Raw genomic sequence first — 24,512 nt, 5'->3', positions numbered from 1 at the left:
CGACTGGCGGCGATGGGCGAGTGGACCGCCGCTGAAGGGTCGAAAGAGGCCCAGGCGTGCTGCATCCCGCACCCGGAGGCCATGGTGATGCTGGTCGGCGGGTCATTTCGCAGGGCGTGAAGACTCTGCCTCACGAACGCCTGTCAGGTTCAGGATCCGAGAAACTCAAGTGCTGTTGCCGTGAATTCATCGTGGTACTGGAAGACTCCCCCGTGCCCGGCGTCCGGGTAGAGGGGGACGAGTTCGCTCCGGGGCAGGCGCGCGGCCAGGTCGACCGTGTTCGGGCTGGGCACCATCCGGTCGTTGTCACCGTTTGCCAGGAGGACCGGCTGAAGGATCTTCGACAGATCTGACGGTGCCTGGCGACCCCATCGTTTGACGGCCTTCAACTGGGCGCGGACCGCAGGCAGTGAGATCTCCTTGTCGCGGTCATGCGTCCGCTCCTTGAGACGTTTCAGGAAGGCTCGTCCGGCCCGCCGGCCGGCAGGGCTGTTCCCTCACATCTTGACGACGACCTTGCCGGCCTTCGCGCGCCCCGTTCCGGCGTACTCAAGCGCTTCCCGAACCGACTCGAACGGGAACACGGTGTCGACGACGGGCCGGATCTTGCCGGCCTCGATGAGTGGGGTGAGCTCGCGGAGCTGGTCCCCGCTGGCCCTCATGAACAGGAACGAGTACGACACATTGCGGCGCCGGGCGAGTCTGCGAATCCGGAAACTCAACGCGGACATCACCAGTCGGATGATCGGATTCGCTCCCAGTTCCCTGCCCGTGGCGGCATCGGGAGGGCCCGCGACGCTGATGACTTGACCGCCGGGCCGGAGCACGTCCAGGGACTTCTTGAGTGTCTCGCCGCCGAGCGAGTCGAGGACGACGTCGTAATCGGCCAGCATGGTCTCGAACGTCTGCTTCTTGTAGTCGATGACAACGTCCGCTCCCAGGCGCTTCACCAGACCGACGTTGGCCGTGCTCGTCGTGGTCGCCACGTGCGCACCCAGTTGCTTCGCCAGCTGGATGGCGACGGTGCCCAGGCCACCGGCGCCGGCGTGGACGAGGACTTTCTGACCTGGCTGAACACGCGCCCGCTCGACCAGCACCTGCCACGCGGTCAGGGCGACCAAGGGAAGCGACGCAGCCTCTTCCATGGTCAGCGTGACAGGCTTGATCGCCAGGTCGTCCTGGTGCACCGCGATGAGCTCGGCGAACGTGCCGATCCGGTCCTTGTCGGGCCGCGCGAAGACCTCGTCGCCCACGGCGAACCGTGTGACGGCCGAGCCTACTTCGACCACTACTCCGGCCAGGTCGTTGCCCAGGACGAAGGGGACCCGGTACGGCAGGATCGCCTTCATCTTTCCGTCCCGGATCATGCGGTCGAGCGGGTTGACGCTCGCGGCCTGGATCCGGACCAGCACGTCATCCGTGCCCACGTCCGGGTCCCGCACCTCGCCGACACGCACGCCGGCCTTGTCGCCGTAGCGCTCTACGGTGAAGGCCCTCATCGTCGTCTCCGTATCTCGTCCGCAAGCGGACGGGGTGGTGTGCAGGGTGTGGTGCGCGACCTTGGCCCCGGTCGGTTGGACCTTCCGGTGTCATGTCGCGAGTCGTGGAGGCCGCCGCCGGCTCGTGCGACGGGTGAGAGGCGGAGCCCATTAGAGATTATGATCGTAATGCTATGCGTGGAGGTGAGGGATCGCAAGCGGGTCCTTCGGTGCTGGGGTTGCCGTGGTGTGCCACCCAGGCGCGGGTGGGCGACCCGCCGGGCGGGCATGCGTGTTCGTCGGGCGCGTCAGGCCAAGGTCCCGGCTTGCTCTCGCTCGATGCCCAGCAGAGCGAAGGCGTTGTGGATGCCCTGTTCGAGCAGTTCGTCGGCGAGCCGTTTGTCGGCGAGGGCTCGGGAGAGTTGTAGCGTCCCGGCCATCATGGCGTAGACGCTGAGTGCCCTGGTGCGGACTGAGAGCGGATCGTCGAGTGCCAGGCGTGCGGCCAGCCCGTCTACGACCATCAAAACGCCGTCGGTATAGGCCTGCTTGGTCGAGTCTGCGCAGCGGCGGATCTCGTCGAGCAGGGCGGCGGAGGGGCAGCCGTCGTCGGCGCTGTCGCGATGCTGGGCGGACAGATACCACCGCACGATCTGCTCAAGTCCTGCGCGACCTGGTGCCGCGTGCGCGACGACGCTTGCGTTCTGTGCCCGCAACTGGTCGGCGACCGCGGTGGCCACGAGGTCGTCCTTCGAGGTGAAGTGGGTGTAGAAGGCGCCATTGGTCAGCCCTGCGTCCTTCATGAGGGCCGAGATGCCCGAGCCGTCGATGCCGTCCCGCTTGAACCGGCGTCCGGCCGCCTCGATGATCCGCTGCCTGGTTGCCTGCTTGTGCTCTTTCCCGTACCGCACCGTGCGCTCCTTCGCTCGTTGGAGAGGTCGCTTGCTCCGGGCGGACTCTCTCGTCATATTGTATTGCGAACGTAATTCAATGATCTAGGGTGCCTGCGGATGCCGGCGGGGCGCCACGCTGGACGGCTCTTCAGGCCTGCAGGGCTTGCCGGTTCGGGGTGTCGGCGGTGTCTTGTGGCGCTTGGCCGACCTCGGATCCCGCTTGCGTCCACGCGCTCTTCCTTGATAATATTACGATCATAATTCAAATGCTCGCTCCGAAGGTGCCCGCCTCGCGCTTGTCGAGGCGGCTTCCGGGGTGGTCGGTACGAGTCGGAAGCGGGGGCGTCACCGTCACGGTGCCTGATCCGCCTCAAGTGATCTTGATTCAACCGGTGACGTGTACGTCAGCAGCGTGGTCGAGCAGGTGATTGATCCACCCGTGCCGGTCCACTACCTGATCGGCAACGTCCGCTCGGCCCACCCGGCACTCCGCCTCGCGGACCCCAGGACCATCTTCGTTGTGCCGCGCCAGCCAACCCCTGAGGTGTCCCGCACACCCGTCAACAGGAGAAGGACATGATGAGTACGTATCTGGCAGACAAGGCCGAGGACCTCACTGTCGACGGTCCCTCCGCACGGTTCACCTATCGGCGGATGGGCCCGCAGGGCGGCGTACCGCTGGTCCTGCTGAACCGCTTTCGTGGCACCATCGACTGGTGGGACCCGGAGTTCCTGGACTACCTGGCCGCCGACCGTGACGTGATCGTGTTCGACAACGTCGGTGTGGGCTACACCGACGGTGAGCCGCGCGACTCCCTCGAAGGGTTCGCCCAGGGAGCCATCGAGTTCATCGAGGCGCTCGGTCTCGTGCAGGCCGACCTGCTCGGCTGGTCCCTGGGAGGCATCGTGGCCCAGCGTGTGGCGGTGCGGCGCCCCGAGCTGGTACGCAGGCTCGTCGTGGCGGGCAGCGGCCCGGCCGGCTGGGTGCCGGACGCTCCTCCCTTCAGTGAGAAGGTCCTGGGCATCATGGCCAAGCCCGATGCCGACCTGGAGGACATGCTGTACCTGTTCTACCCCGAGACGCAGGCGGCCCGCTCCTCCGGGCGCGAGCACTTCGACCACGTCTCGACCCGGCTCGCCAGCGGTGGCCCCGCGGTCTCCGAGACGGCGGCTCAGGGCATGCTCACCGCGGCGGCCACTCTCCTGGCGGCCCCTTTTGACGAGGTGGTGGCGGAACTTGAGGCCATCAAGCATCCCGTCCTCTACGCCAACGGCCTCAACGATGTGATGATCCCCGCCCACAACTCCTACGTCGCGGTTCAGCATCTCGACAACGCCACCCTCGTGCTCTACACCGGCGCCGGCCACGCCTTCCTCTTCCAGTACGCCAAGGCCTTCACCAAGCAGATCGCCGACTTCCTCGCTTCCTAATGCTGTTGTCAAGCCGTCGGAGTGCGACTCATGTGCCAGGTGAGTACGAAGTCATGTGCTCACCTGGTGTCCTCGGTTCCGGCCATGTCGTACTCGTCGATGTCGAGCTCGGCGCCGGTGGCGTTGAGGAAGTCCAGGGCTTTGCGGTCCAGGTGCCAACCCAAGAGGTTGGGGGCACCCGCTGCCCCCGGATGTGTTTGGCCGGTGTCGTTGAAGTAGCGGACGATTTGCAGCACTGCTCCGCCGCCGGTGCGGGCCAGCTGCCCGGTGAGGTCACAGATGCGGTCCGCGTGGGGGTGGAGCCTGTCGAGAATTCGGGTGATCTGCTCGTCGACGCGCAGACCCGGCTCCCGGCAGACAACCATCCACGAGTGGTTGACCGGAACCACCGTCGGCTCGGTGAACCGGCTGCCGCGAACAGTCACCTCGTCAGGAGTGATGCCCAGCTGGGAGGTCATGTCGTCTGGCGAGGTGTGCTGGCTGAACAGCGCGAAGTAGGCGTACTGGCGAAGTGGCATCCCGTGGAGGATAGCCGCGCGGGAGATGGACCGACCGTGATTATGCGTGCCCAGCAGTCAGGCGGCTTCGGTGACCGGAGGCGTGACCTCGTAACACCGTCGGTCTCGGATCAGGGCCCAGATGACGTTGACGCGTCGGCGAGCGAGGGCGAGCACGGCCTGGACGTGTTTCTTGCCTTCTGCGCGTTTACGGTCGTAAAACTTCCGCGAGTTCGGGTCGTAGCGGACGCTGACCAGCGCGGAGGTGTAGAAGACGCGCTGGAGCCTTCGGTGGTAGGTGATCGGCCGGTGAAGGTTGCCGCTGACCTTGCCCGAGTCACGAGGCGCCGGGGCGACGCCGGCGAAGGCCGCCAAAGCGTCCGGGGAGTCGAACTCGTCCAGGCTGCCGCCGACGGCGGCGAGGAACTCCGCGCCCAGCACGGTGCCGATGCCGGGGACGCTCAGGACGATGTCGGCGAGTTCGTGCTCGTGAAACCGGCCCTTGATGAGCTTGTCCAGCTCGGAAACCTGCTCGTTGAGGGCCATCACCTCCCCGGCCAGGGTGTGGACCAGCTTCGCGATGATCTTCTCCCCGGGGACGGCGGTCTGCTGGCGTTCGGCGGCCTCGACCGCGGCTTCGGCCAGGGATCTCGCGCCTCGGACCCTGCGGTTGGCCAGCCAGGTGGTCAGCCGCGAGATCCCGGCGCGGCGGATCGAGGCCGGGGTCTGGTAGCCCGTCAGGAGCCTGAGTGGCCCGGTGTTGGTGACCTCCAGGGCCCGCTCCAGGGCGGGGAACATGCTCAGCAGGGTGCCGCGCAGGCGGTTCACCGCGCGGGTGCGGTCCTCGACCAGGTCGGCCCGGCGTCCGGTCAGCAGTTTGAGCTCTATGGCGGCTTCGTCACCGGGGCGGATGGGCCGCAGGTCGCGGCGCATTCTGGCCTGGTCGGCGATGACGTAGGCGTCACGGGCGTCGGTCTTGCCCTCGCCGCGGTAACCGTCGGATGCCCGGTTCACCAGTCGGCCGGGCATGTAAAGGACTTCCTGGCCATGGTTGATCAGCAGGGCCAGCAGCAGCGCGGGCTCGCCGCCGGTCATGTCGATGGCCCAGGTGACCTCGCGGCCATCGGCCAGGTCCAGGACGTCACCGATCAGCTTCAGCAGTTCGGGCTCGTCGTTGGCGACCCGCCGCGACAGCAGCGTCCTGCCGTCGGCATCCAGGGCGAGGCCGTGATGGTGGCCCTTGCCGCTGTCGATCCCCGCCCATATCCGGCTCATCGTGCTCCTGACGTACGTGTTCGCTCTGTTCGTGCCACGGACGACCTCGCCGGCATTGCTCTACACAGCGACTTGTTCGCACTTCCTAATCGGCGGCCGAGTCGTCGTGGGGCTCCGGGCGGCGAAGCGAGGCAAGCCACGAGACGGCAGCCGCCTGATAGCCACACCCGGCACCCCTGGGCGACCCAACCCTACGAATGGCCCGATCAACCCGATCAAGACGGTAGAGCCGCCTGACCCCCTCGACCCCACGGCCGCCCGTAGTTGTCAGGGCGGCGGTGGCCTACGCATGGTCCTGTCCACGAGAACGAGTTCTGGCTCACTTTCGGAAAGCGAGCCAGAACCGACACTGGTGAACAGGGCCATGCGCAATTGTCGAACGTCACCACCATGAGCCGACCGCAGTCGGTGTGTCCCGGAGGCGTGACCTCGCGGGGGACCGGCCATGTCCGACCTGGCGCGCCGGAGGACTGCGTTTTGCGGCGAGAGGGTTCCTGGTTGGCACGGGAAGCTGCGGTCTCGCGGTCTTGGTCTGCACACTCGGTCTGTGCCTGATCGGCCGGTAGCTGGTCCGGATCGATTCCCTCTACGTCCAGCCGGACAATCAGTTCGGTCGAAGGTCGTACGGTGAAAGGGGCAGAATTGGACGAACCTGCCCTGGGAGAGTGGCCCTGGTGTCCAGCCTGCTGATGGTGTTGTTCTCCCAGGTCGCGTGGAGAGCGTGGAGCAATGGTGCTGCCACCTGGGAGAGCTTCGGCTACGAGGAACCCTCTTTCCGGGTCTGCGGCCTCGCGGCACTTCTGCCCGCTCTCATCTGCGGGGTCGAGTCTTTGACCTCGGTCACCTCCCCGGTGCGCGGTGTCCTGAGGTCCGTACGGTTCGTCCTCGGATTCGTATTCGGACTTCCGCGGCCGGTCTCCGTGTTCGTTGTGGCTCCCAACTACGGGGAACCGACTCTGCTGTAGAGCGCCATCGGGTTCGTCTTCATCGCGACGGTGGCTCGGCGGCTGCGCGACGCAATGTCTCTCGGCGGATCGGTGGCATGCCCCCTGCTGTGGGCTTCCTGGTGCGCGAGGGCGTCTCGGGGCTGAGCTGGTACGGTGCCGGCCAAGCCCTGGTGAGTGCCGCGTTCGGCGACGGCACAAGGCCCGCGCAGGGCAGACCCTCGCTGGTTTGTCGCGCGCTGTTCATGCTTCCCGGCGTCATGGAGTGCATCCATGAGCGACCGCTGCGTGTCCTCTACCGTCGAAGCGCCTGACAGATTCGGCAGCGACCTGCTTGATCGCCTTACCCATGGTAGGGACGGAGTCAAGCGGCTGGTTTATGCCTGTGGGCGCCCCGGGGCCTGAGGGGTACTGCAGAGCCCTTGGGCCCGGTCGAGCTGTGACGCGGGACGAACTGGCTCCGGCTGTCGCCTCGCATGCCGGGAAATGCGTGCTGTGCCAGGAGACGGGTGGATGCCCGTGGCTGTCGGAACCGCGAGCGCTGAACGGACGCGCAGGACAGCTGCCGGTCCGTTGGGGCTCGCTCCGGTGCGGCCACTGTTCCGCGACACGAGAGTCGAGGCTGCCCGAAGAGCCTGTCCGCGATCCCGGCCATGGCGTCATCGCGTTCTGGCATGGACTTGCGGTCTCATGGGAGTACGGTCATAATTCAATCGTCGACGCGATACTGAGGGGCTCGACCGTTCAGAGTTCCGACGCCCGCGGCCTTGACCGTCGACCTCGCGGACTGCACCCGCAGTCGGGAGACGCAGGTGACTGCTCGGTGCCCTTGCCCACCCGATGAAGGAGGGTCTGGCGCCCCTTGCGGAAACCCTCACGCCGAAGGGCGCGATCGTGACTGACTCACAGGAAGTACGAGGCGACGTCGTGACGTCGTACAAGAACGCACCGACTCACACCATCAGTGCTGGTGGGGTGACCTTCGCCTATCGCGAGCTCGGGCCCCGGTCGGGCATCCCGGTGGTCTTCCTCACCCACCTGGCCGCGGTCCTCGACAACTGGGACCCCCGCGTCGTCGACGGCATCGCCGCCAAGCACTGGGTCGTCACATTCGACAACAGGGGTGTCGGCGCTTCCAGCGGTTCGACGCCGCGCACCATCCAGGCGATGGCCAAGGACGCCGTCACCTTCATCCGGGCGCTCGGGTTCGAGTACGTCGATCTCCACGGCTTCTCGATGGGCGGCATGGTCGCCCAGGAGATCGTGCGGACCGAACCGGGGCTCGTCCGCAAGCTGATCCTCACGGGTACCGGTCCCGCGGGCGGCGAAGGCATCAAGAACGTGAGCCGGCTGTCCCATCTCGACACCGTCCGGGGGCTGCTCACCCTTCAGGACCCGAAGCAGTTCCTCTTCTTCACCCGGACCGCCAATGGACGTCGGGCCGGAAAGGAGTTCCTGGGCCGCCTGAAGGAGCGCACCCGCGACCGGGACAAGGCGATCTCCCTCACGTCGTACGGTGCCCAGCTCAAGGCGATTCACCGCTGGGGGCTGGAGCAGCCTCAGGACCTCTCGGTCATCCATCAGCCGGTGCTCGTCGCGAACGGTGAGAGCGACAGGATGGTTCCGACCCAGAACTCGGTCGACCTGGCGCGGCGAGTACAGAACGGCGAGTTGGTGCTGTACCCCGACGCCGGTCACGGGGGCATCTTCCAGTTCCACGAGCAGTTCGTGGCGACGGCTCTTGAGTTCCTCGAACGGGAGCAGGCGTGACGTACTCCCGCTCCCTGCTGACGTCCGCGACGATCGGGGTTCCGGCCGGGCGTGCCTCCCGGTGATCGGGCGGGGCCGCCGTAGAGGTCCGTGTCACCCCATGAACGCGAGGCCGTTCTCGATTCCCTGCTCAAGGACCTCGTCGGCGAGCTTGCGGTCGGACAGGGCTCGCGACAGTTGCAACGTCCCCACCATCATGGTGAAGAGCCCGATGGCCTTGCCGCGAGCGGAGTTCGGATCCTCGGGTGCCAGCCGGGCGGCGATCTCCTCCAAGATGGCCTGTGCGCCGTCGGTGTAGGCCTGCTTGGTCTCGTCTCCGCAGCGGCCGATCTCGTCGAGCAGGGCGGCGGAGGGGCATCCGAGGCCGGGGTTGTCCCGGTGTTCGGCGGACAGGTATTCGCGAATGAGATCTTCGAGTCCCTCGCGACCGGGGCGCAGGGTGTTGTACCTCTCGACCTGCGCGCGCAGTTCGTCGGCCACGACATGGGCGACGAGGTTGTCCTTGGAGGTGAAGTGGGCGTAGAAGGCTCCGTTGGTGAGACCCGCGTCCGACATGAGCGTGGAGATGCCCGAACCGTCTATGCCGTCCTGCTTGAACCGGTGGCCGGCCTTGTCGATGATCCGCCGCCGCGTCACCTGCTTGTGCTCCTTGGCGTAACGCACCATGAGCTTCCTCCATTCGCCGTTTGGGCCGCTGCCTCGCTCCCCAGCATAATCCGTGACCTGACAGACGTAATATTATGATCGGCAGCTATTCTGGAACGGGATTCGCCCGCTGGATTCAGAAGACGCGCTGGTCGCCGGGGCCCCAGGGGCATCCCGTTGCTGACCCCGGTCCGATCCGTCAGTGGACACACCCGCGCCACCGATCCGCCGCTCCGCCGCTCCGCCGAAAGGTCGAACACCATGGCCCATCAACTGCGCTCCGAAGACCTCGGCTTCCTCGAACGTGCCCCCGTCCGGCGCACACGCACCCGAGACCTCCACGCGCCCGCAGACGCCATCTTCGAACAGTTGGCGGCCCACCCCGAGGACTGGCCCCGCTGGTTCGGGCCGGTCAGCGAATGCAGCTATGAAGGAGCACCCCCCTACGGCGTGGGAACGGTGCGCCACATACGCCTGTACCGGCTGTTCCGGGCGCGCGAGACCGTGCTCGCCTGGGACCCCGGTAAGCGTTTCGCCTATCAGGTCGACGAAACCGGTACGCGCGGTGTCACGGCCATGATGGAGCAGTGGACACTCACTCCCTTGGCCAACGAGCGGACCAGAGTCGACTGGACAATCGCTGTCGACTGCGCGCCCCCCGTACGCCTACTGCTTCGGGCGAGCCAAGGCCTCATGGACAAGGCCTTCCAGGACGCGATGAAGCAGCTTGAGGACGTGTGCCGCCGTCCCTGACACTCAACCGCGGCACCGACAACTCACGGCGCGTCATGGCGCTGACCAACGTGGTCCGGCACGCGGGCACCGGGCGTTGCCGGGTGGCCATCGACTACGGAGACGGGGAACTGTCCGTGGAGGTCGTCGACGACGGGCGCGGCACCACCGGGAACGGCTCGGCCCACGGCTTCGGCATCATCGGGATGCGGGAGCGGGTCGGTCTGCTGGGCGGCCACCTCAGCGCCGGGCCGCGCCCCGAGGGCGGCTTCCGGGTGGCGGCCCGGCTGCCGCGGCCCGCACCCGTCGGAGTTCCGGTGGAGACCCGATGACCATCGCGGGCCGTCCCCCCGGCTCTCACCGGCATCTGACATGGGCACCTTCTCAGAGCCCGCAGAGAGGAGGGTCCACCAGTGACAGTCCGCGTTGTGCTCGCCGACGACCAGCCCTTGGCGCGGTCCGGTCTACGCGTTCTCATGGCCGATCACAGCGACCTGGAGGTCGTCGGTGAAGCCGCCACCGGCGCCGAGGCCGTCCAGATGGTCAGGGATGCCAGCCCCGACGTTGTGGTCATGGACATCCGGATGCCCGGCATGGACGGGATCGAGGCCACCCGCCTGATCACGGCCGGTCCCGCAGCCACACGCGTCCTTGTCCTGACCACGTTCGACGAGGACGACCATGTCTACGGCGCGCTCCGGGCCGGCGCGAGCGGCTTCGTGGTCAAGGACATGGCGCTGGACGACATCCTCGCGGCGATCCGCGTGGTCGCCGCCGGCGAAGCGCTGATCGCGCCGGGTGTGACGCGCCGCCTGATCGCGGACTTCATCGGGCGGCCCGAGGCTGTCCCGGAGCGCTCCTCACGGCCGGTCGACGGCATCACCGAGCGGGAACGCGAAGTGCTGATCCCGGTCGGACGCGGCCGGTCGAACACCGAAATCGCCGAGGACCTCTTCATCACTGTGGCCACCGCCAAGTCGAACGTGTCACGGCTGCTCACCAAACTGGGCGCCCGGGACCGGGTCCAGCTCGTCATCACCGCCTATGAGATGGGGCTCGTCACCCTGCCTCGCTGAAGCATGCGGGTCATGCCGCTGGAGCCTGCTCGTCCTCCAACACACTGAGGTCGTCGTCGAGGTGGATGTCGTAGTCCTCCGGGGTGACCCCTATCTCATGGGTGGAGCAGACGCCGGACCGGTTGACGTGCTCCGTCAGGTAAGGCGAGATCTGGGCCAGGTCCAGCGGGTCGATGACCCAACCCTCGGCCTGCAACTGCCGCACCACGTCGGCGATGTCGAGGGTGTTGTGGAAGATCAGCAGGTCGGCGAGCAAAGAGGTGAACTTCACGTCCTTCTCCTGCTCGACCGGGTCGTTGGCCGCCACCGTGCCACGCTGGCTGAACCGCACCCAGTCGCTGAAACCGTTGAACGCCTCGACCTTGCTGGTCGCGGCCGTCACCCGGCCGCGCAGCGGCGCGTCCGAGAGGTACCGGAGCATTCTGTGGAATCTGTCTTGTCAACTCAGCACTCGTCGAACGCGACCCAAGCGCCGTCGAGGAAGGGGGCTTGGATACCGGTCTGCTGCTCGGCCCATCGGAAGGCGGCCTCGGCCCTGTCCATCACCGAGGCCGCGTAGGCGCTGTCAAGGAGGTCAGTCTCGTTCGTTAGATCTGTCCTGCCCTGCGCATCGAGGGCTTGGTGAAGCGACTTCCTGGCCTTCTCGTCTCCGTGAAGGAGGTAGTTGCGCCACGCGTCAAGCTCGTTGAAGAACTTCCGGTGGTCACCTGGAAGGCCGAACTTGTCATCGCGTCCGAGCTCACGGGCAGCGTTGCGAAGCCCGCCCCATCGGTCGATCCATGTGCCGCTTGGCGTGACGCCGGCTTGGAGAAAGACCCAGTTGACGTAGGCCTCGCCAGCTCCCTGGGCCAGGACCAGCGTTGCGATCACGGCATCCTTCTCGCGCTGCCTGCGTTCGATTCCGGAACGGCCTTCCGCCTGCTCCTGATCTGCTTCTCTCGCGAACCGACGAGCGGCGAGTGCGCGTGCTTTGGCCTGCCGGAAGAGGACCTGACTGCCGTTGTAACCATGCGTCATGCCCGTCATCGTCGCATTCCACATTGTCCGGGATCCGTGGTCTGGGTGGTGACGTCCAGGATCGGCAGTAGCGTCGCGTTGGCGGGGGCGCCGATCTCACGGGGTGTGGGGCCGGCGGGCGTGGGGACGTCGGCGAGCTGGTCGAGGGCCGCCTGGCCGTCGTCGACCGCTGCCCGTTCCTCCTCGCTGAGCGGGATGCCCGGGACGACCTGGCCACGATGTTCTGCAAGCGCATGGCGGCGAAGGCGAAGAAGGCCCGGGAGGAGCTGGCAGAGATCCACCGCCAGCTACGAGGAAGAACTCCCTGGCCACGGGGCCGGGCACTCAGCGGGGCTCAGGGGAACCCGCGGGATGTCGCACACTGGGACCGTACGGGCCGGTGATCGACGGCTCATGATCGGAGGCGAGCGCCGGGCCCCAGCCGGGCGGTGACTTCGCCGGGTGTCAGGGTGGAGTGTTCCACGGAGCACTCGACGACGACGCGGACCGGAGCGTCGCAGTCGGTATGGCGTATGTCCAGCACGGGACCCTCGGGGCCCCGGGCGTGCTGCTCGCCCCACTGGGTCAGCGCCATCAGGATGGGCCACAGATCCCAGCCCTTATGGGTCAGGCGGTACTCGTTGCGGGAGCGGCTGCCCGGCTCCTGGTAGGGGGCGGTCTCCAGGATGCCGGCAGAGGTCAGCTTCCGCAGACGATCGCTCAGGACGGCTTCCGACAAGCCGATGTGGCGCTGGAAGTCGCCGAAGCGGCGGACCCCGTTTGCGGCGTTATGCAGGATCAGCAGCGTCCATTTCTCCCCGAGCACGTCGAGCGCGCGCTGAGCAGGGCAGTTCTCCGTGCTCGCTTCAAGCCACTCCATGTCGCCATGGTAAACGGCTGACTTCGTAATTAAAAGTCAGGTTGCTCCAGCTAACTTCATTTGTAAAAGTCAGATCAGACAGGAAGGTGCTCGGCCGTGGGGCGGACGCGTACGTGTCAGTGGGAAGATCCCGCGATTCTGGCGGAAGCCGCCGGACGCATGGCTGGCATTGACTTCCTGCGGGAGCTGCAGGCGGGACAACTGCCAGGGCCACCCATCAACTACACCATCGACTTCACCCTTGATGACGTCGAGCCCGGAAGGGCGGTCTTCTCCCTGACACCGGGTGAGGAGCACTGCAACCCGATCGGCAGCGTGCACGGCGGCGTCTTCGCCACGCTGCTGGATTCGGCGGCGGGCTGCGCCGTCCAGTCGATCCTCCCGCAAGGCGTGGCGTGTACACCTCACTGGACCTGACGGTGAAGTTCTTGCGGCGAATCACCGTGGACACGGGCATGGTGCGGGCCATCGGTACGGCGGTCAGCAAGGGACGTCAAACAGCCCTAGCCCAGGCGCAGTTGGTCGACGCGAAAGACCGACTGCTCGCCCATGCCACCAGTTGCTGCATGCTCTTGCCGGTGCGCCCATTGCAGAAGTGAGGTTCGGAGGTCGGTGACCGGTCGTTGGTGACCGGCGGTGGATGACTTCAGTGCGGTGAGGCCGGACTCGTCCTCTGCGTAGGCCCGGCGCCGAAGGTCCATGGTTCCCTCGGCGCCGGGCCCTTCGTCAGGCCGTGTGAGTGGGGTAGTCGGTGTAGCCGACCGCGCCACCGCCGTAGAAGGTGGCGGGATCCGGGGTGTTCAGGGGCGCGCCAGAACGTACGCGCTCGACGAGGTCGGGGTTGGCGAGAGCCATGGTGCCGACGGTGATGACGTCGGCCAGGCCTTCTTCGATGTCCTTGGTACGGGTGGCGATGTCCGCACCCGCCCGGTTGAGGATCAGCGTGGTCGGCCACAGCTTGCGCAGGGTGAAGAGGAGTTCCTCATCGCCACCGTGGCCGACGTGCAGGTAGGCGAGGTTGAGGGGAGCGAGGGCGCGCAGGAGGTGTGGGTAGAGCTCGTGGGGGTCGTTCTCCACGAGGTCGTTGAGCTGGAAGGGGTTGCCGGGGGAGATCCGGATGCCTGTCCGGCTGGCGCCGATCTCCTCGGCCACCGCCGTGGCGACTTCCACCGCGAAGCGGATGCGGTTGTCGAGGGAGCCGCCGTACTGGTCGGTGCGCTGGTTGGCGCTGGGGAAGAGGAACTGGTTGACCAGGTAGCCGTTGGCCCCGTGGATCTCGACGCCGTCGGCGCCGGCCGCGATTGCGGCAGCGGCGGCGTGCCGGAAGTCGTCGACGGTCGAGGCGACCTCGGCGGTCGACAGCTCGCGCGGTACCGGCATCTCCTGGAGTCCGGAAACGGTGAACGTCTGCCCCGCCGGCTTGATCGCGGAAGGAGCCACCGGCTGCCGGTGGTGCGGCGTGTTGTCCGGGTGGGAGATCCGCCCGGCGTGCATCAGCTGGATGACGATGCGCCCGTCGGCTCCGTGGACGGCGTCGGTGACCTTGCGCCAGCCCGCGATGTGCTCGTCGGTGTAGATGCCCGGGGTGACCGGGTAGCCCTGGCCGTCGGCGGAGGGCTGGGTGCCCTCGGTGATGATGAGAGCGTGCGAGGCGCGCTGGGCGTAGTACTCGGCGTTCAGCTCGGTCGGTGTGCCGTCGAGGGTGGCCCGGCTGCGGGTCAGGGGAGCCATGGCGAGCCGGTGCGGCAGGGAGATCTCTCCGGCGGCGGTGGGGTTCCACAGGGCGTTGAGCATGGGGTGATTCCTCAGATGATGAGTGGTGGATCACTGAGAGGCAGGGCGGACGCCGTATAGGTCTGATCGACCGCGCGGTGCGGGCTTTCCTGCTCCCAGCCCGATTGCGCACTCGCCATGACCCCCGCCGATTGAACTGCTTCGGCATGATCCATGGAATTACGTTCATAATATCATGGGTCGCACGGAATGGTTGCAAGAGGGGAGCCGGCTGTCCGCCGGACCTGCCTGTGCCTCTACCGCCCGGCGTTCGCGATCGAGCTCCCAGGCGTCGCGGCGGTCAGCGTGGGACTACTCGCGAAGGTGTCGCTCTGCGCAGCATGCGCTCGGCGCTGCTGCACTGAGGTTCATCGGCGGTCTGCACCTTGTGAACCTGGTCGACGACGGGTCCGCCGTCGACCAGGACGTGGGTCGGTGGTTCAAGGGGTGGGGCCGGGGTGACGGCGTAGAACAGGCCGCAGGGTCTCGATGACGCCGGGATCGTCCACTGTGGACGGGATGGGTTCGTCGCGCCCGTCCGCGATGCCGCGCATCGTCTTGCGCAGGATCTTTCCCGAACGGGTCTTGGGCAGGGCGGCCACGACCACGACGTCCTTGAGGGAAGCGACGGCACCGATGCGCTCGCGTACGAGCTGTACGAGTTCGGCCTCGACCTCGCTCGGCTCGCGATCGGCACCGGCCTTCAGGACCACGAAGCCCCGCGGCACCTGCCCTTTCAGGGCGTCGGCGACGCCGATGACCGCGCATTCGGCGACGTCGGGGTGGGCGGCCAAGGCTTCCTCCATGCTGCCGGTGGACAGCCGGTGCCCGGCGACGTTGATGACGTCGTCGGTCCGGCCCATGACGAAGACGTACCCGTCGTCATCGATGTGGCCGCTGTCGCCGGTGAGGTAGTAGCCGGCGTAGGCCGAGAGGTACGAGGCCACGTAGCGGTCGTCGTCCTGCCAGAGCGTGGGGAGGGCTCCGGGCGGCAGCGGGAGCCGGACGACGATCGCCCCGTCGACGCCTGCGGGTACCGGCTTGCCCGAAGGATCGAGCACACGGACGTCCCACCCCGGCAGCGGGCGAGTGGGGGATCCGGGCTTGAGCGGAGCGGCCTCGATGCCCACGGGGTTGGCGACGATGGGCCAGCCGGTCTCGGTCTGCCACCAGTGATCGATCACCGGGATGCCCAGGAGGTCGCTTGCCCAGTGATAGGTCTCGGGGTCCAGGCGCTCGCCCGCGAGGAAGAGGTGGCGCAGACCGGTCAGGTCGTAACCCGCGGTGAGCGTTCCCCTCGGGTCCTCCTTGCGGATGGCCCGGAAGGCGGTGGGTGCCGTGAACATGGTCTTGACCCGGTGCTCGGCGGCGACGCGCCAGAACTGGCCCGCGTCCGGGGTGCCGACCGGCTTGCCTTCGTACAGGACCGTCGTGGCACCGACCAGCAGGGGCGCGTAGACGATGTAAGAGTGCCCGACAACCCAGCCGACGTCGGAACCGGTGAACATCGTCTCGCCCGAGCCCACGTCGTAGACGGCTCCCATCGACCAGTTGAGGGCGACCGCGTAGCCACCGCAGTCCCGCATGACTCCCTTGGGCTTTCCGGTCGTTCCGGAGGTGTAGAGGATGTAGAGGGGATCGGTGGCCGGGACGGAAACGCATCCGGCCGGCGGCGCGGCAGCGACCAGATCCGCCCAGTCGAGATCGTCGGGCCCCAACTCGGCGCGTTCCTGCGGGCGTTGCAGGATCACGCTCTTTTCCGGCTTGTGGACGGCGAGCTCAATCGCCCGGTCGAGCAGGGGCTTGTAGGCGATGACGCGCTTGCCCTCGATGCCGCATGATGCGGAGACGATCACCTTGGGGGCCGCGTCATCGATGCGAAGGGCGAGTTCGTGCGGGGCGAACCCACCGAAGACGACCGAGTGGACCGCGCCGATACGGGCGCAGGCCAGCATCGCGACGGCGGCCTCGGGGACCATGGGCATGTAGATCACCACCCGATCGCCGCGTTCGACGCCGAGCTGGGCGAGCGCTCCGGCGAAGGCCGCCACCTCGTCCCTCAGCTGGGTGTACGTGTACGTACGGCGGGTGTCGGTCACGGGTGAGTCGTAGACGAGCGCGGGCTGTTCGCCCCGGCCGGCTTCGACATGTCGGTCGAGAGCGTTGAAGCAGACGTTCAGCCGACCGTCGGGGAACCAGCGGTAGAAGGGTGCGCCCGAGGAGTCCAGGGCGCGTTGCGGGGTGACATCCCAGTCGATGCCCTCGGCCGCCTTCAGCCAGAAGCCCTCTGGGTCTTCGGTGCTGGCGCGGAAGACATCCTCGTACGTTCCCATCGCGCACTCCTTTGTGGCTTCGGGGTTCTGCCGCTGCGAGGCCGGACTACGGCGGCGGCGTACACAGTGGGTGGGACACGCATATCGCGTGTCACCGGCAGGGTGAAGCGGGACAGCAAGGACCGGCCACCGGGCTTCCGCCTCGCGGAGATGCCGGGGAGCCGGTCGGCAGCTGTCGGACAGAGCCGCGGCCGGGTTGGCCGAAGCGCTGAGTCAACAGGCGGTTCTCCTGGTCAGGTGCCGAGGTGATTGCGGAGCCACTGGCCCATGTGCTGGATGGCTTGGTCGACTTCGGGTACGCGGCCTGCGCCGAGTACGAAGGAGTGCTGTCCTTCGGGGATGGAGTGGACCTCGGAGGTGATCTTGTGGTCGGCGAGGCGGCGGCCGAGTTCGGCGCCGTCGTCGGCGAGGGTCTCGTGTTCGCCGTAGTAGACGAGGGTGGGCGGCAGGCCTGTCAGGTCGGCGTTGACGAGACTGATCCGGGGGTCGGCGTAGTCGACTGCGGGGTCCTGGAGCCAGGCGCCTCGGAAGAGTTCGAGGGTGGTGCGGCTGAGCATCTTGTCGTTGTCTTCGTTCTCGTCGACCGACGGGTACTGGATGGTGAGGTCGGTCCAGGGGGAGACGCTGACGACGGCGCCGGGGGTGGGTTCGCCGTTGGCGAGGAGGCGCAGGGGGAGCATGACGGCGAGCGTGCCGCCGATGGAGTGGCCGGTGCTGCCGATGTTCTTGGGCTCGTAGCCCTGGGCGATGAGCCAGCGGTAGGCGGTCTCGGCGTCGTCGAGCTGGGCGGGGTGGGGGTGTTCGGGGGCGAGGCGGAAGTCGACAACGAGGGAGCGGGCGCGGGCCGCCTTGGCGATGTGGCCAGCGGCCTTGCGGTCGGAGTGCATGGAGGCGGTGACGGATCCGCCGAAGTGGAAGTGGAGCAGTGCCCGGTCGGGGTGGGCGTTGTGGGGGATGGCCCACAGGGCGGGTACGCCGCCGGCGTCGACTTCGGCGTAGGTGACGCCTTCGGGTTCGGTGGAGGCCTTGTGGTTGGAGTCGACGATGTCGCGGATGACGGCCAGGTCGAGGCCGGGGGTCGCGGACTTCGCGCTGACGCTTGCGAGGAACTCCGCGAACTGCTGTGCCTCTGGGCTTGCGGCCATGGTGATGCTCCTTACGGGTAGCTGTCACGCACCCTTCTCGCGTGCAGCCGGATTGGTGTGCTGGTCATGACGCTACTTGCTGAGTATATGAAAGTAAACTCAGATGGGTTGAGGATCACTGCCGCGAGTGCGTATGCCGATGCCCCTCAGGTGGGACCGCCCGTGGATATCCGTCCCGCCCTGGCGGGCCGGGAGCCGGGACGATCCAGGAGGCGTGGGAGCCGTTCGACGGACTGCCGGCGATCCCGCGTCAGGGGGTGCTGCCGAGGGGCGTGGCCACGGGCGGGAAGAGGCGGAGGGCGAGGGTGTTACAGCGTCGGCGCGCTCGCATGACGATCGCCGAGCCGGCGGCCTACCGTCGCGAATCGGCAGCCTGGGGTGCGATTTCCCTTCCCGTCAGAATCCTGAATTGAACGCGGTGGAAATCGGCTTCGGAGACTTCGGGTGACGTGATGCTGCCGAGCCAGCCGAGGGCGAACGCGGAGGGTACGGAAAACAGGCCGGGGGTCTGGAACGGATACCAGTCGAAACTCGCCTCCGGCCACAGTGCGAACTCGGTTCCCGAGACGATGGGTGAGAAGACTGTGAGGGTGATGCAGAGAAGCAGTCCTCCGTAGACGGACCACAGCAGTCCCCTTCGGTTGAACCGGCGCCAGAAGAACGAGTAGATCAATGCGGGAAAAATACATGAAGCCGCAACGCTTATCGAGAAAGCGACCAGGAAATCAGTCGGATACCGGTGGATGGCGGCGGCCAGTGACAGACACAGTCCGCACAGGATGACGGCGGCGACGCGCAGTGCCCGTACCACGTCGGTGTCGGTCCGGCCGCGCTTGCTCTGCGCGAAGACGTCGCGAGCGAAGGAGACGGCGGCCGCGAACGTCACACTGGTCACGGTCGTGAACACGGTGAGGAAGACGACGCATGCCATGAGGGTGATGAGCGCGACGCGTCCTGTCGAGCCATCACGGAGTACGGCCGAGGCCAGCAGGATCGATGACGACTGCCCGGTGGCGTCGACCGCGCCGATGCCGGCGGCGCCCGCCACGGCCGCTGACGCGAAGCCTGTGGCGACCAGGAGCAGGATCAGGATTCCCTGCAGTCCCGTGGCGATACTCATGGATCGTCGCGCCGAGTGCCCGGTACGGGATGCGCCGATCCGCAGGAGGAGGTGAGGCATCACAGCCGTACCGAGGATGAAGACAATGTGATTGCCGAATGTGTTGAGCGACCCGAGACGTGCCGTATATGGCCAGAAGCCCGGACGCAGATACTTGTCCGGCGCCATGCTCTTGTCCACCGCGGCCGAGAGCATGGCGCCGGGATCCCACTCGAATTTCCTGAGGGCCAGCACCGTGAGCACCCCAAGAGTCACCAGAGTGATCGGTACTTTGGCGGCGTGCATGAAACTGTTGCCTCGCAGACCCGCCACGGCGGCGAAGCATGCGACGAGGCAGCCCATCAGCACCGTGCACACCACCTGGGCGCCGTCGGTCGACATGCCGATCAGGAGCGCGGCGCTGGCGCCGGCCGCGCGCAGTTGGATCACGAGGAGGGGGATGGTGATGGCCAGCGTCACGGCTGTCGCCGCGATTCGTGGCCCGGAACCCGATGCCCGCAAGGAGAAGAGGTCGCCGAGGGTGTAGCGACCGCTGTTGCGGATCTTCTGCCCGAGGAGCAGCAACACACCGAGCATGACCAGTCCGTCGAGGGCGAAGGTGACCCCGTCGTAACCGAAGAGGGCGACGCTCCCGGAGACCGTCAGCAGGGTGACAACCGAGATCTGCTCGCCCGCCATGGCGAGTCCGTTGAAGACCGGAGAGAGGGACCGGTCGGCTATGTACAGCCTTTCCGGGGTTTCCTCTTCCGCTGTGGCCAGCGTGAAGAGCCACAGCAGGGACACCCCGATGAAGATCAGGAAAGCGATGATCACAGGGCGTCTTGCATCCGAGCCGACGAGGCCGACCGTGCCGGCGCTCAGGATGTCCAGGGTCACTGCTTCACCACCCGGACCGGTTGGCGGTGGCTGTGACCGACGCCCCGGCATGGATGGCGCCGGACGTGAAGGACTGTTCGATGGGGTCGGACGACCGCGTACTTCGAAATTCGTACCACCAGGCGGTGGTGACGAAGAGCGCTCCTTGCAGTGCTCCCCAGACAAGGCCCAGCGTGAGCTTGCCGTAGAGCGCCACCGCGGGAACTTCGGTGAAACAGGACATCACGCTTCCGACTGCGAAGGGAACCGCGTTGACGAGAAGGAAGACGCGCTGCGCACGGTGCGTGCTTTCACGGAGGCTGTGCATGCCTTGCAGTGGCGCGGCATCGAACGTGGGGCGTGGTGCTGGTGGGGTACCAGGGGACGGCGGGGGGACATACGGGTGCACGGGACCTCCGGGCAGTGAGGACGGGGAGCGGCACAGAGCGCAGCGTTCCGGCGCCGGGCGGGATCCGGGCGGCGCCGAAATCGAAGATGGTGGGCAAGGGCGGAGAGGTGTGGACGCCCAAGCGGAAGCACGGCACGCAGCACAGACGGTGCGGTGCGCATCTGCGGCTACCTGATGCACAGGGTGCTGTGTCGGGTGCCTGGCGAATGAATGCGGACGGAAGACTGGGCGCAGACCGCGAAGCCGCGACTGGGCTTCGTGATAGCGCGCGAACTCACAAGCCGCTGTTGCCGTGATGCGCCATGTTGTGATCAGGAGGATCACGGACTCTGTGACGACCTGTCAACAGCCTGTGAGATGTGTGCGGTATGTCACTGCGACAGTGGGATCTCGGTGAGTCGTCCCGGAGAGAACGTCGTACATCGACTCCATGGACGGCACACCGATGCGGTGCCGATGACCTGACCGACGAAACGGATCCGAGCGTGCCGAATGCCCAACTTGGCCCCGCCGGCTACGCCTTCAGCAGGGTGCTGAACGGACAAGACGCTGCGAAGCGGGACCGGGAGGCGTTCACGGCGCCGGTCGTTCCGGGATCAGTTCGCTGGCCCGTTCGGCGACCTCGTGGCGTAGTGCGGTCCAAAGGGCGCGTACGGCAGGATGGGTCACGGCCTCACGGCGGACGGCCAGGGTGATGGGGAGCCGGATGTCGACCTCGTCGGGGAGCAGTCGGCGCAGCCGAGTCCGCTGGGCCAGAAAGGCCGGCAGGAGACCTATACCGGCACCCTGCTGAGTGGCTTCGAGCTGGGCGAAGACGTTCGTCGAGGAGAACGCCGGGGTCATACCAGGAAGGTGGCGTTCGATGTCGAGATCGCCGACCTGCAGCATCGACTCGATGTAGAAGATGAGCGCGTGCTCCTGCAACTGGGCTGCTGTCTCCGGTCTGCCGTGCTGGGTGAGGTAGTCGTCGGAGGCGTAGAGCCCCAACGTGTAGTCGGTGAGGTGATCGGTCACCAGGCGCCTGCTCGACGGAACGCCGATGACGAGAGCGAGATCGAAGCCGGACGGGCGCAGGGCGAGCTGACGTGTCGCGGTGATGAGTTCGACCTGGAGCTGCGGGTGCCGCCGGCGTACCCGCGCAAGGGCCGGCGTGGCGAAGACGGTGCCGAAGCCGTCGGGCGCGCTGACCCGTACGGTGCCGTGCAGGGACGGCGAGTCCTGGCCCGTCACGGTGTCGACGACGCGGTTGAGGGCCTCCTCGATCGCGCGCGCGTTCTCCGAGACTGCTCTTCCCACGTCCGTCAGCGTCCATCCCTCCGCGCCGCGCTCGATGAGGCGCTGACCGATGCTCTTCTCCAGAGCGGCGATACGGCGTGACACAGTGGTGTGATCGACACCGAGTGCGTCGGCGGCTGTCACCAGACGTCCGGTACGGGACACGGCGAGCAGGTAGCGCAGATCGTCCGCGCGAAGTCTGCGCGGATCGAGGGAGCGAGGGGACTCCACCGGCTGCGGGGTGGGGCTCCCGTCCGGGGAGTGGGTACGCACGGAACCACGCTATCTGCATTTCCGCACAGCGGGTGTGCATCGTTGGTGGTTGATTGCACACAGTGCGGGCCACACAGTCAGATCAGCGGACGCGACATGTCCGCCGTTCTCGCTGAAGGGGCTCCCATGGTTGCCAGCCTTTCCCTCCCCCGGATTCTGCGCATCGGCCGTGGTGCCGTCGGGGAGTTGGGTGATGTCATCACAGGGCTGGGCCTGAGCCGACCCTTGCTGGTGACGGACGCGTTTCTCACCGGAACCGGTGCGGCGGATCGGCTGATGGCCGCGCTGACAGACGCCGGACTGCAGCCGCGCTTGTTCGCGGGTACCGTCCCCGATCCGACGACCGACTCGCTGGGTGCGGGCCTGGCCGTATTGCGGGACCACGAGGCGGACTCGGTGATCGGGTTCGGCGGCGGCAGCCCGATGGACACCGCCAAGGCCCTCGGCCTGCTGGCCGTCCAGGGCGGTAAGATGCGGGACTACAAGGCACCGCACGCCAATCCCGGTCCGGCGCTTCCCGTGATCGCGGTACCGACGACCGCTGGGAGCGGTTCGGAAGCCACCCAGTTCACGATCATCACCGACAGTGCCACGGACGAGAAGATGCTCTGCTCGGGGCCCGCGTTCCTGCCGGTCGCCGCCGTCGTCGATTTCGAGTTGACCTTGTCGATGCCGCCCCGGTTGACCGCCGACACCGGCGTCGACGCGCTTACTCATGCCGTCGAGGCGTATGTGAGCCGTAAGGCCAATCCGTTCTCGGACGGCCTCGCGCTGAACGCGATCAGCACGATCGGCCGCCACCTCCGCCGCCTCTACGCCGACGGAGAAGACATCGAGGCTCGCGAGGCGATGATGCTCGCCGCCACCCAGGCCGGTATCGCCTTCTCCAACTCCAGCGTCGCGCTCGTGCACGGCATGAGCCGCCCGATCGGCGCTCACTTCCATGTTGCCCACGGCCTGTCGAACGCGATGCTCTTCCCTGCGGTGACGGCGTTCTCCGTGCGTGCCGCAGAGAGCCGGTACGCCGATTGCGCCCGCGCGTTCGGAGCCGCCACTGACGGCGACGGCGACGCCTTGGCCGCCGAGAAGCTTGTGGCAGCGCTCCGCACCCTGTGTCAGGACCTTGAGGTGCCTACCCCTCAAACACACGGCATTGGCAAGGACGAGTGGTTCCGCCTGGCGCCCGTCATGGCCGAGCAGGCGCTCGCGTCAGGATCGCCCGCCAACAACCCTGTCGTGCCCACCGCGGACGAGATCGAGGATCTCTACGCGCAGATCTACGCGTGACGACGAGCGAGAAATCCGGATGGTCCTGACCTCGTCCGCAGCCAGGTGACCGGCCTAGCCGCGCCGTCGACGGCCACATCCGCTGCTGCCTCCGGCCGAACGACAGCCAGATCCGCGCCGAGTACGAAATGCCGACCCATGACTGATACCGCTACGAGCGAGGTCCTCGCCGACGTCCACCGAGGCGTCGGCCGGATCCTGCTGAACCGCCCCAAGTCCCTCAACGCCCTCACCACGGGCATGGTCGCTGCCATCGACCGTGCGCTGGCCGCATGGGAGCAGACGCCGTTGACCGCGGTGGTGCTCGCCAGCACCAATATGAAGGCGTTCTGTGCCGGCGGAGACATCCGCACCATCCGCGAGCACAGCCTCTCAGGTCATGCTGAGGCCAGTGAACGGTTCTTCGTCTCCGAGTACCGGCTCGACGCCAGGATCGCCGAGTATCCCGTCCCGGTTGTGTCGCTCATCGACGGCCTGTGCATGGGCGGTGGCCTCGGGCTGTCCGTCCACGGCGCATTCCGTGTGGTCACCGAGCGCGCGGTGCTCGCGATGCCCGAGACCGGGATCGGGTTCTTTCCGGATGTCGGTGCCAGCTATTTTCTGCCGAGACTGCCCGGTGCGATCGGCATGTACCTGGGACTGACCGGGCGTCGGCTCGACGCGGCCGACGCCCTGTACGTGGGGCTGGCCACGCACTTCATCCCGGCGGCGGGGCTCGACGCGGTCGTGGCGGCCTTGGCCGACAATCCCGGCGACCCGGTGGACGTCGTGCTGAACCGCCTTGCGGGTCGTTCCCCGGTGATGGAGAGCAGGCTGGCAGAAGTACGCGGGGACGTGGACTGGGCGTTCGGGGCGCCGACCCTCTGCGAGATCGAGAGACGTCTGCTTCTCCTCGGCACCCCCTGGGCGGCGACCACGCTGGCTGCCTTGAAGGCAGCCTCTCCGCAGAGTCTGGAGATCACTCACGCCTTGCTGACCGGAGGCAGGCAGCACACCCTGCGGGAGTGCCTCGGCGCCGAACTCGCCCTCACGCGCACGACCATCCGCACGCCGGACTTCCTTGAAGGTGTACGCGCGGCTCTGGTCGACAAGGATCACAGTCCCACTTGGCAACGCGCGGCGCGCAGCGAATGAACGCCGTCGGCCTGGCCATCTGCGGTCAGGCACGAGTGAGAACTGGCCAGGCTGAGGTGTACCGCGAGCGGACGCTCGGGAGCGGTACGCACGGCCATGTCCGGCATGACCGTCGGTACACGGCCGCTGCGCCGGCCTCGTTGAGTGCGGTCCCGTCGAGCACGGTCGTGTCCTGTCGGCGCCGCTGTCCGGTGCCGTGTCTGCCATCGGCGTCGAGACCCGCGAGCCTTCTGCCCGCAACTCGTTGGGCTGGTGGGGTACCTGTGAGGGCGACGTCGGCCTGCACTGACG

General features: G+C 67.1%; 24 protein-coding genes and 1 pseudogene. 9 read left to right on the top strand and 16 right to left on the bottom strand.

Going from position 1 to position 24,512, the window contains the following annotated elements; genetic code table 11:
* Positions 1–497: 497 nt before the first annotated feature.
* On the bottom strand, positions 498–1,499 hold the full coding sequence (locus ACFWPS_RS50225; RefSeq protein ID WP_383720138.1) for an NADP-dependent oxidoreductase: 1,002 nt from the start codon (positions 1,497–1,499) through the stop codon (positions 498–500).
* Between the two features lie 287 nt (positions 1,500–1,786).
* Positions 1,787–2,389 carry a TetR family transcriptional regulator gene (locus tag ACFWPS_RS50220; protein ID WP_383720135.1) on the bottom strand — a complete coding sequence of 201 codons (603 nt, stop codon included), beginning with the start codon at positions 2,387–2,389 and terminating at the stop codon, positions 1,787–1,789.
* Positions 2,390–2,947: 558 nt separating this feature from the next.
* Here ACFWPS_RS50220 and ACFWPS_RS50215 point away from each other — a divergent pair.
* Complete coding sequence (locus tag ACFWPS_RS50215; protein ID WP_383720132.1) at positions 2,948–3,802, top strand: alpha/beta fold hydrolase; 855 nt, start codon at positions 2,948–2,950, stop codon at positions 3,800–3,802.
* Between the two features lie 59 nt (positions 3,803–3,861).
* On the opposite strand, the gene ACFWPS_RS50210 is transcribed toward ACFWPS_RS50215, so the two are convergent.
* Both ACFWPS_RS50210 and ACFWPS_RS50205 read right to left on the bottom strand, forming a co-directional pair.
* Positions 3,862–4,320, bottom strand: coding sequence for a DUF4279 domain-containing protein (locus tag ACFWPS_RS50210; protein ID WP_383720130.1), 459 nt, complete (start codon positions 4,318–4,320; stop codon positions 3,862–3,864).
* Between the two features lie 57 nt (positions 4,321–4,377).
* Positions 4,378–5,574, bottom strand: coding sequence for an IS110 family transposase (locus tag ACFWPS_RS50205; RefSeq protein ID WP_383720127.1), 1,197 nt, complete (start codon positions 5,572–5,574; stop codon positions 4,378–4,380).
* Between the two features lie 1,042 nt (positions 5,575–6,616).
* On the opposite strand from ACFWPS_RS50205, the gene ACFWPS_RS50200 reads away from it, so the two are divergent.
* A complete protein-coding gene (locus ACFWPS_RS50200; RefSeq protein ID WP_383720125.1) occupies positions 6,617–6,832 on the top strand; it encodes a hypothetical protein in 216 nt (71 codons plus the stop codon).
* A 580-nt stretch (positions 6,833–7,412) separates the two neighbouring features.
* The gene (locus ACFWPS_RS50195; protein WP_383720122.1) at positions 7,413–8,288 is read left to right on the top strand and encodes an alpha/beta fold hydrolase; all 876 of its coding nucleotides are present in this window, start codon (positions 7,413–7,415) and stop codon (positions 8,286–8,288) included.
* 93 nt (positions 8,289–8,381) lie between these two features.
* Here the strand turns inward: ACFWPS_RS50195 and ACFWPS_RS50190 are convergent, their stop codons facing one another.
* Positions 8,382–8,954 carry a TetR/AcrR family transcriptional regulator gene (locus ACFWPS_RS50190; protein WP_383720119.1) on the bottom strand — a complete coding sequence of 191 codons (573 nt, stop codon included), beginning with the start codon at positions 8,952–8,954 and terminating at the stop codon, positions 8,382–8,384.
* A 240-nt stretch (positions 8,955–9,194) separates the two neighbouring features.
* Here ACFWPS_RS50190 and ACFWPS_RS50185 point away from each other — a divergent pair, with 240 nt between their 5' ends.
* From ACFWPS_RS50185 to ACFWPS_RS50175, 3 genes are all read left to right on the top strand, one after another.
* Entirely contained in the window at positions 9,195–9,686 is a 492-nt protein-coding gene (locus tag ACFWPS_RS50185; RefSeq protein ID WP_383720117.1) for an SRPBCC family protein, read from the top strand.
* A complete protein-coding gene (locus tag ACFWPS_RS50180; RefSeq protein ID WP_383720114.1) occupies positions 9,671–9,997 on the top strand; it encodes a sensor histidine kinase in 327 nt (108 codons plus the stop codon). The genes ACFWPS_RS50185 and ACFWPS_RS50180 overlap by 16 nt, the downstream gene beginning before the upstream one ends.
* Before the next feature lie 81 nt (positions 9,998–10,078).
* A complete protein-coding gene (locus ACFWPS_RS50175) occupies positions 10,079–10,741 on the top strand; it encodes a response regulator (RefSeq protein ID WP_383720112.1) in 663 nt (220 codons plus the stop codon).
* Positions 10,742–10,751: 10 nt separating this feature from the next.
* Here ACFWPS_RS50175 and ACFWPS_RS50170 read toward each other — a convergent pair whose 3' ends face one another.
* From ACFWPS_RS50170 to ACFWPS_RS50155, 4 genes are all read right to left on the bottom strand, one after another.
* The gene (locus tag ACFWPS_RS50170; RefSeq protein ID WP_383720109.1) at positions 10,752–11,162 is read right to left on the bottom strand and encodes a Tn3 family transposase; all 411 of its coding nucleotides are present in this window, start codon (positions 11,160–11,162) and stop codon (positions 10,752–10,754) included.
* A 23-nt stretch (positions 11,163–11,185) separates the two neighbouring features.
* Positions 11,186–11,758, bottom strand: a complete 573-nt coding sequence (locus ACFWPS_RS50165; RefSeq protein ID WP_383720107.1) for a hypothetical protein — start codon at positions 11,756–11,758, stop codon at positions 11,186–11,188.
* A gap of 5 nt (positions 11,759–11,763) precedes the next feature.
* Positions 11,764–12,039, bottom strand: a complete 276-nt coding sequence (locus tag ACFWPS_RS50160) for a hypothetical protein (RefSeq protein ID WP_383720105.1) — start codon at positions 12,037–12,039, stop codon at positions 11,764–11,766.
* Between the two features lie 110 nt (positions 12,040–12,149).
* Positions 12,150–12,617, bottom strand: coding sequence for a winged helix-turn-helix transcriptional regulator (locus ACFWPS_RS50155; protein ID WP_383720103.1), 468 nt, complete (start codon positions 12,615–12,617; stop codon positions 12,150–12,152).
* A gap of 96 nt (positions 12,618–12,713) precedes the next feature.
* Between ACFWPS_RS50155 and ACFWPS_RS50150 the strand changes: the two are divergent.
* Positions 12,714–13,216, top strand: a pseudogene (locus ACFWPS_RS50150) (PaaI family thioesterase).
* Positions 13,217–13,343: 127 nt separating this feature from the next.
* Here ACFWPS_RS50150 and ACFWPS_RS50145 read toward each other — a convergent pair.
* The 7 genes from ACFWPS_RS50145 to ACFWPS_RS50115 all read right to left on the bottom strand — a co-directional run bounded on the left by ACFWPS_RS50145 (position 13,344) and on the right by ACFWPS_RS50115 (position 21,800).
* Positions 13,344–14,411, bottom strand: a complete 1,068-nt coding sequence (locus ACFWPS_RS50145; RefSeq protein WP_383720100.1) for an alkene reductase — start codon at positions 14,409–14,411, stop codon at positions 13,344–13,346.
* Positions 14,412–14,422: 11 nt separating this feature from the next.
* Positions 14,423–14,566 (bottom strand): hypothetical protein, encoded by a 144-nt coding sequence (locus ACFWPS_RS50140; protein WP_383720098.1) that lies wholly within the window; start codon positions 14,564–14,566, stop codon positions 14,423–14,425.
* Between the two features lie 264 nt (positions 14,567–14,830).
* Positions 14,831–16,723, bottom strand: a complete 1,893-nt coding sequence (locus ACFWPS_RS50135) for an AMP-binding protein (RefSeq protein WP_383720096.1) — start codon at positions 16,721–16,723, stop codon at positions 14,831–14,833.
* A gap of 233 nt (positions 16,724–16,956) precedes the next feature.
* Complete coding sequence (locus ACFWPS_RS50130; protein WP_383720093.1) at positions 16,957–17,868, bottom strand: alpha/beta hydrolase; 912 nt, start codon at positions 17,866–17,868, stop codon at positions 16,957–16,959.
* Positions 17,869–18,220: 352 nt separating this feature from the next.
* Positions 18,221–19,864 (bottom strand): transporter, encoded by a 1,644-nt coding sequence (locus tag ACFWPS_RS50125; RefSeq protein ID WP_383720090.1) that lies wholly within the window; start codon positions 19,862–19,864, stop codon positions 18,221–18,223.
* A gap of 4 nt (positions 19,865–19,868) precedes the next feature.
* Positions 19,869–20,171, bottom strand: coding sequence for a hypothetical protein (locus ACFWPS_RS50120; protein WP_383720088.1), 303 nt, complete (start codon positions 20,169–20,171; stop codon positions 19,869–19,871).
* A gap of 654 nt (positions 20,172–20,825) precedes the next feature.
* Positions 20,826–21,800 (bottom strand): LysR family transcriptional regulator, encoded by a 975-nt coding sequence (locus tag ACFWPS_RS50115; RefSeq protein WP_383720085.1) that lies wholly within the window; start codon positions 21,798–21,800, stop codon positions 20,826–20,828.
* A 126-nt stretch (positions 21,801–21,926) separates the two neighbouring features.
* Between ACFWPS_RS50115 and ACFWPS_RS50110 the strand changes: the two genes are divergently transcribed.
* Positions 21,927–23,087 carry an iron-containing alcohol dehydrogenase gene (locus tag ACFWPS_RS50110; protein WP_383720082.1) on the top strand — a complete coding sequence of 387 codons (1,161 nt, stop codon included), beginning with the start codon at positions 21,927–21,929 and terminating at the stop codon, positions 23,085–23,087.
* A gap of 138 nt (positions 23,088–23,225) precedes the next feature.
* Entirely contained in the window at positions 23,226–24,221 is a 996-nt protein-coding gene (locus ACFWPS_RS50105; RefSeq protein ID WP_383720153.1) for an enoyl-CoA hydratase/isomerase family protein, read from the top strand.
* Positions 24,222–24,512: the final 291 nt, after the last annotated feature.

It is taken from the genome of Streptomyces sp. NPDC058457, assembly GCF_042720695.1.
Classification (GTDB): Bacteria; Actinomycetota; Actinomycetes; order Streptomycetales; family Streptomycetaceae; genus Streptomyces.
The sequence above is the reverse complement of the archived record's forward strand: the minus strand, read 5'-3'. Positions and strand labels throughout refer to the sequence as shown.

What these genes read in the sequence shown, in the direction of transcription:
- ACFWPS_RS50225 (WP_383720138.1), bottom strand. Translation starts at nt 1,499, where the DNA reads ATGAGGGCCTTCACCGTAGAGCGCTACGGCGACAAGGCCGGCGTGCGT.
- ACFWPS_RS50215 (WP_383720132.1), top strand. Translation starts at nt 2,948, where the DNA reads ATGATGAGTACGTATCTGGCAGACAAGGCCGAGGACCTCACTGTCGAC.
- ACFWPS_RS50210 (WP_383720130.1), bottom strand. Translation starts at nt 4,320, where the DNA reads ATGCCACTTCGCCAGTACGCCTACTTCGCGCTGTTCAGCCAGCACACC.
- ACFWPS_RS50205 (WP_383720127.1), bottom strand. Translation starts at nt 5,574, where the DNA reads ATGAGCCGGATATGGGCGGGGATCGACAGCGGCAAGGGCCACCATCAC.
- ACFWPS_RS50200 (WP_383720125.1), top strand. Translation starts at nt 6,617, where the DNA reads ATGCCCCCTGCTGTGGGCTTCCTGGTGCGCGAGGGCGTCTCGGGGCTG.
- ACFWPS_RS50190 (WP_383720119.1), bottom strand. Translation starts at nt 8,954, where the DNA reads ATGGTGCGTTACGCCAAGGAGCACAAGCAGGTGACGCGGCGGCGGATC.
- ACFWPS_RS50185 (WP_383720117.1), top strand. Translation starts at nt 9,195, where the DNA reads ATGGCCCATCAACTGCGCTCCGAAGACCTCGGCTTCCTCGAACGTGCC.
- ACFWPS_RS50170 (WP_383720109.1), bottom strand. Translation starts at nt 11,162, where the DNA reads ATGCTCCGGTACCTCTCGGACGCGCCGCTGCGCGGCCGGGTGACGGCC.
- ACFWPS_RS50165 (WP_383720107.1), bottom strand. Translation starts at nt 11,758, where the DNA reads ATGACGCATGGTTACAACGGCAGTCAGGTCCTCTTCCGGCAGGCCAAA.
- ACFWPS_RS50155 (WP_383720103.1), bottom strand. Translation starts at nt 12,617, where the DNA reads ATGGAGTGGCTTGAAGCGAGCACGGAGAACTGCCCTGCTCAGCGCGCG.
- ACFWPS_RS50145 (WP_383720100.1), bottom strand. Translation starts at nt 14,411, where the DNA reads ATGCTCAACGCCCTGTGGAACCCCACCGCCGCCGGAGAGATCTCCCTG.
- ACFWPS_RS50140 (WP_383720098.1), bottom strand. Translation starts at nt 14,566, where the DNA reads ATGGATCATGCCGAAGCAGTTCAATCGGCGGGGGTCATGGCGAGTGCG.
- ACFWPS_RS50135 (WP_383720096.1), bottom strand. Translation starts at nt 16,723, where the DNA reads ATGGGAACGTACGAGGATGTCTTCCGCGCCAGCACCGAAGACCCAGAG.
- ACFWPS_RS50130 (WP_383720093.1), bottom strand. Translation starts at nt 17,868, where the DNA reads ATGGCCGCAAGCCCAGAGGCACAGCAGTTCGCGGAGTTCCTCGCAAGC.
- ACFWPS_RS50120 (WP_383720088.1), bottom strand. Translation starts at nt 20,171, where the DNA reads ATGCACAGCCTCCGTGAAAGCACGCACCGTGCGCAGCGCGTCTTCCTT.
- ACFWPS_RS50110 (WP_383720082.1), top strand. Translation starts at nt 21,927, where the DNA reads ATGGTTGCCAGCCTTTCCCTCCCCCGGATTCTGCGCATCGGCCGTGGT.
- ACFWPS_RS50105 (WP_383720153.1), top strand. Translation starts at nt 23,226, where the DNA reads ATGACTGATACCGCTACGAGCGAGGTCCTCGCCGACGTCCACCGAGGC.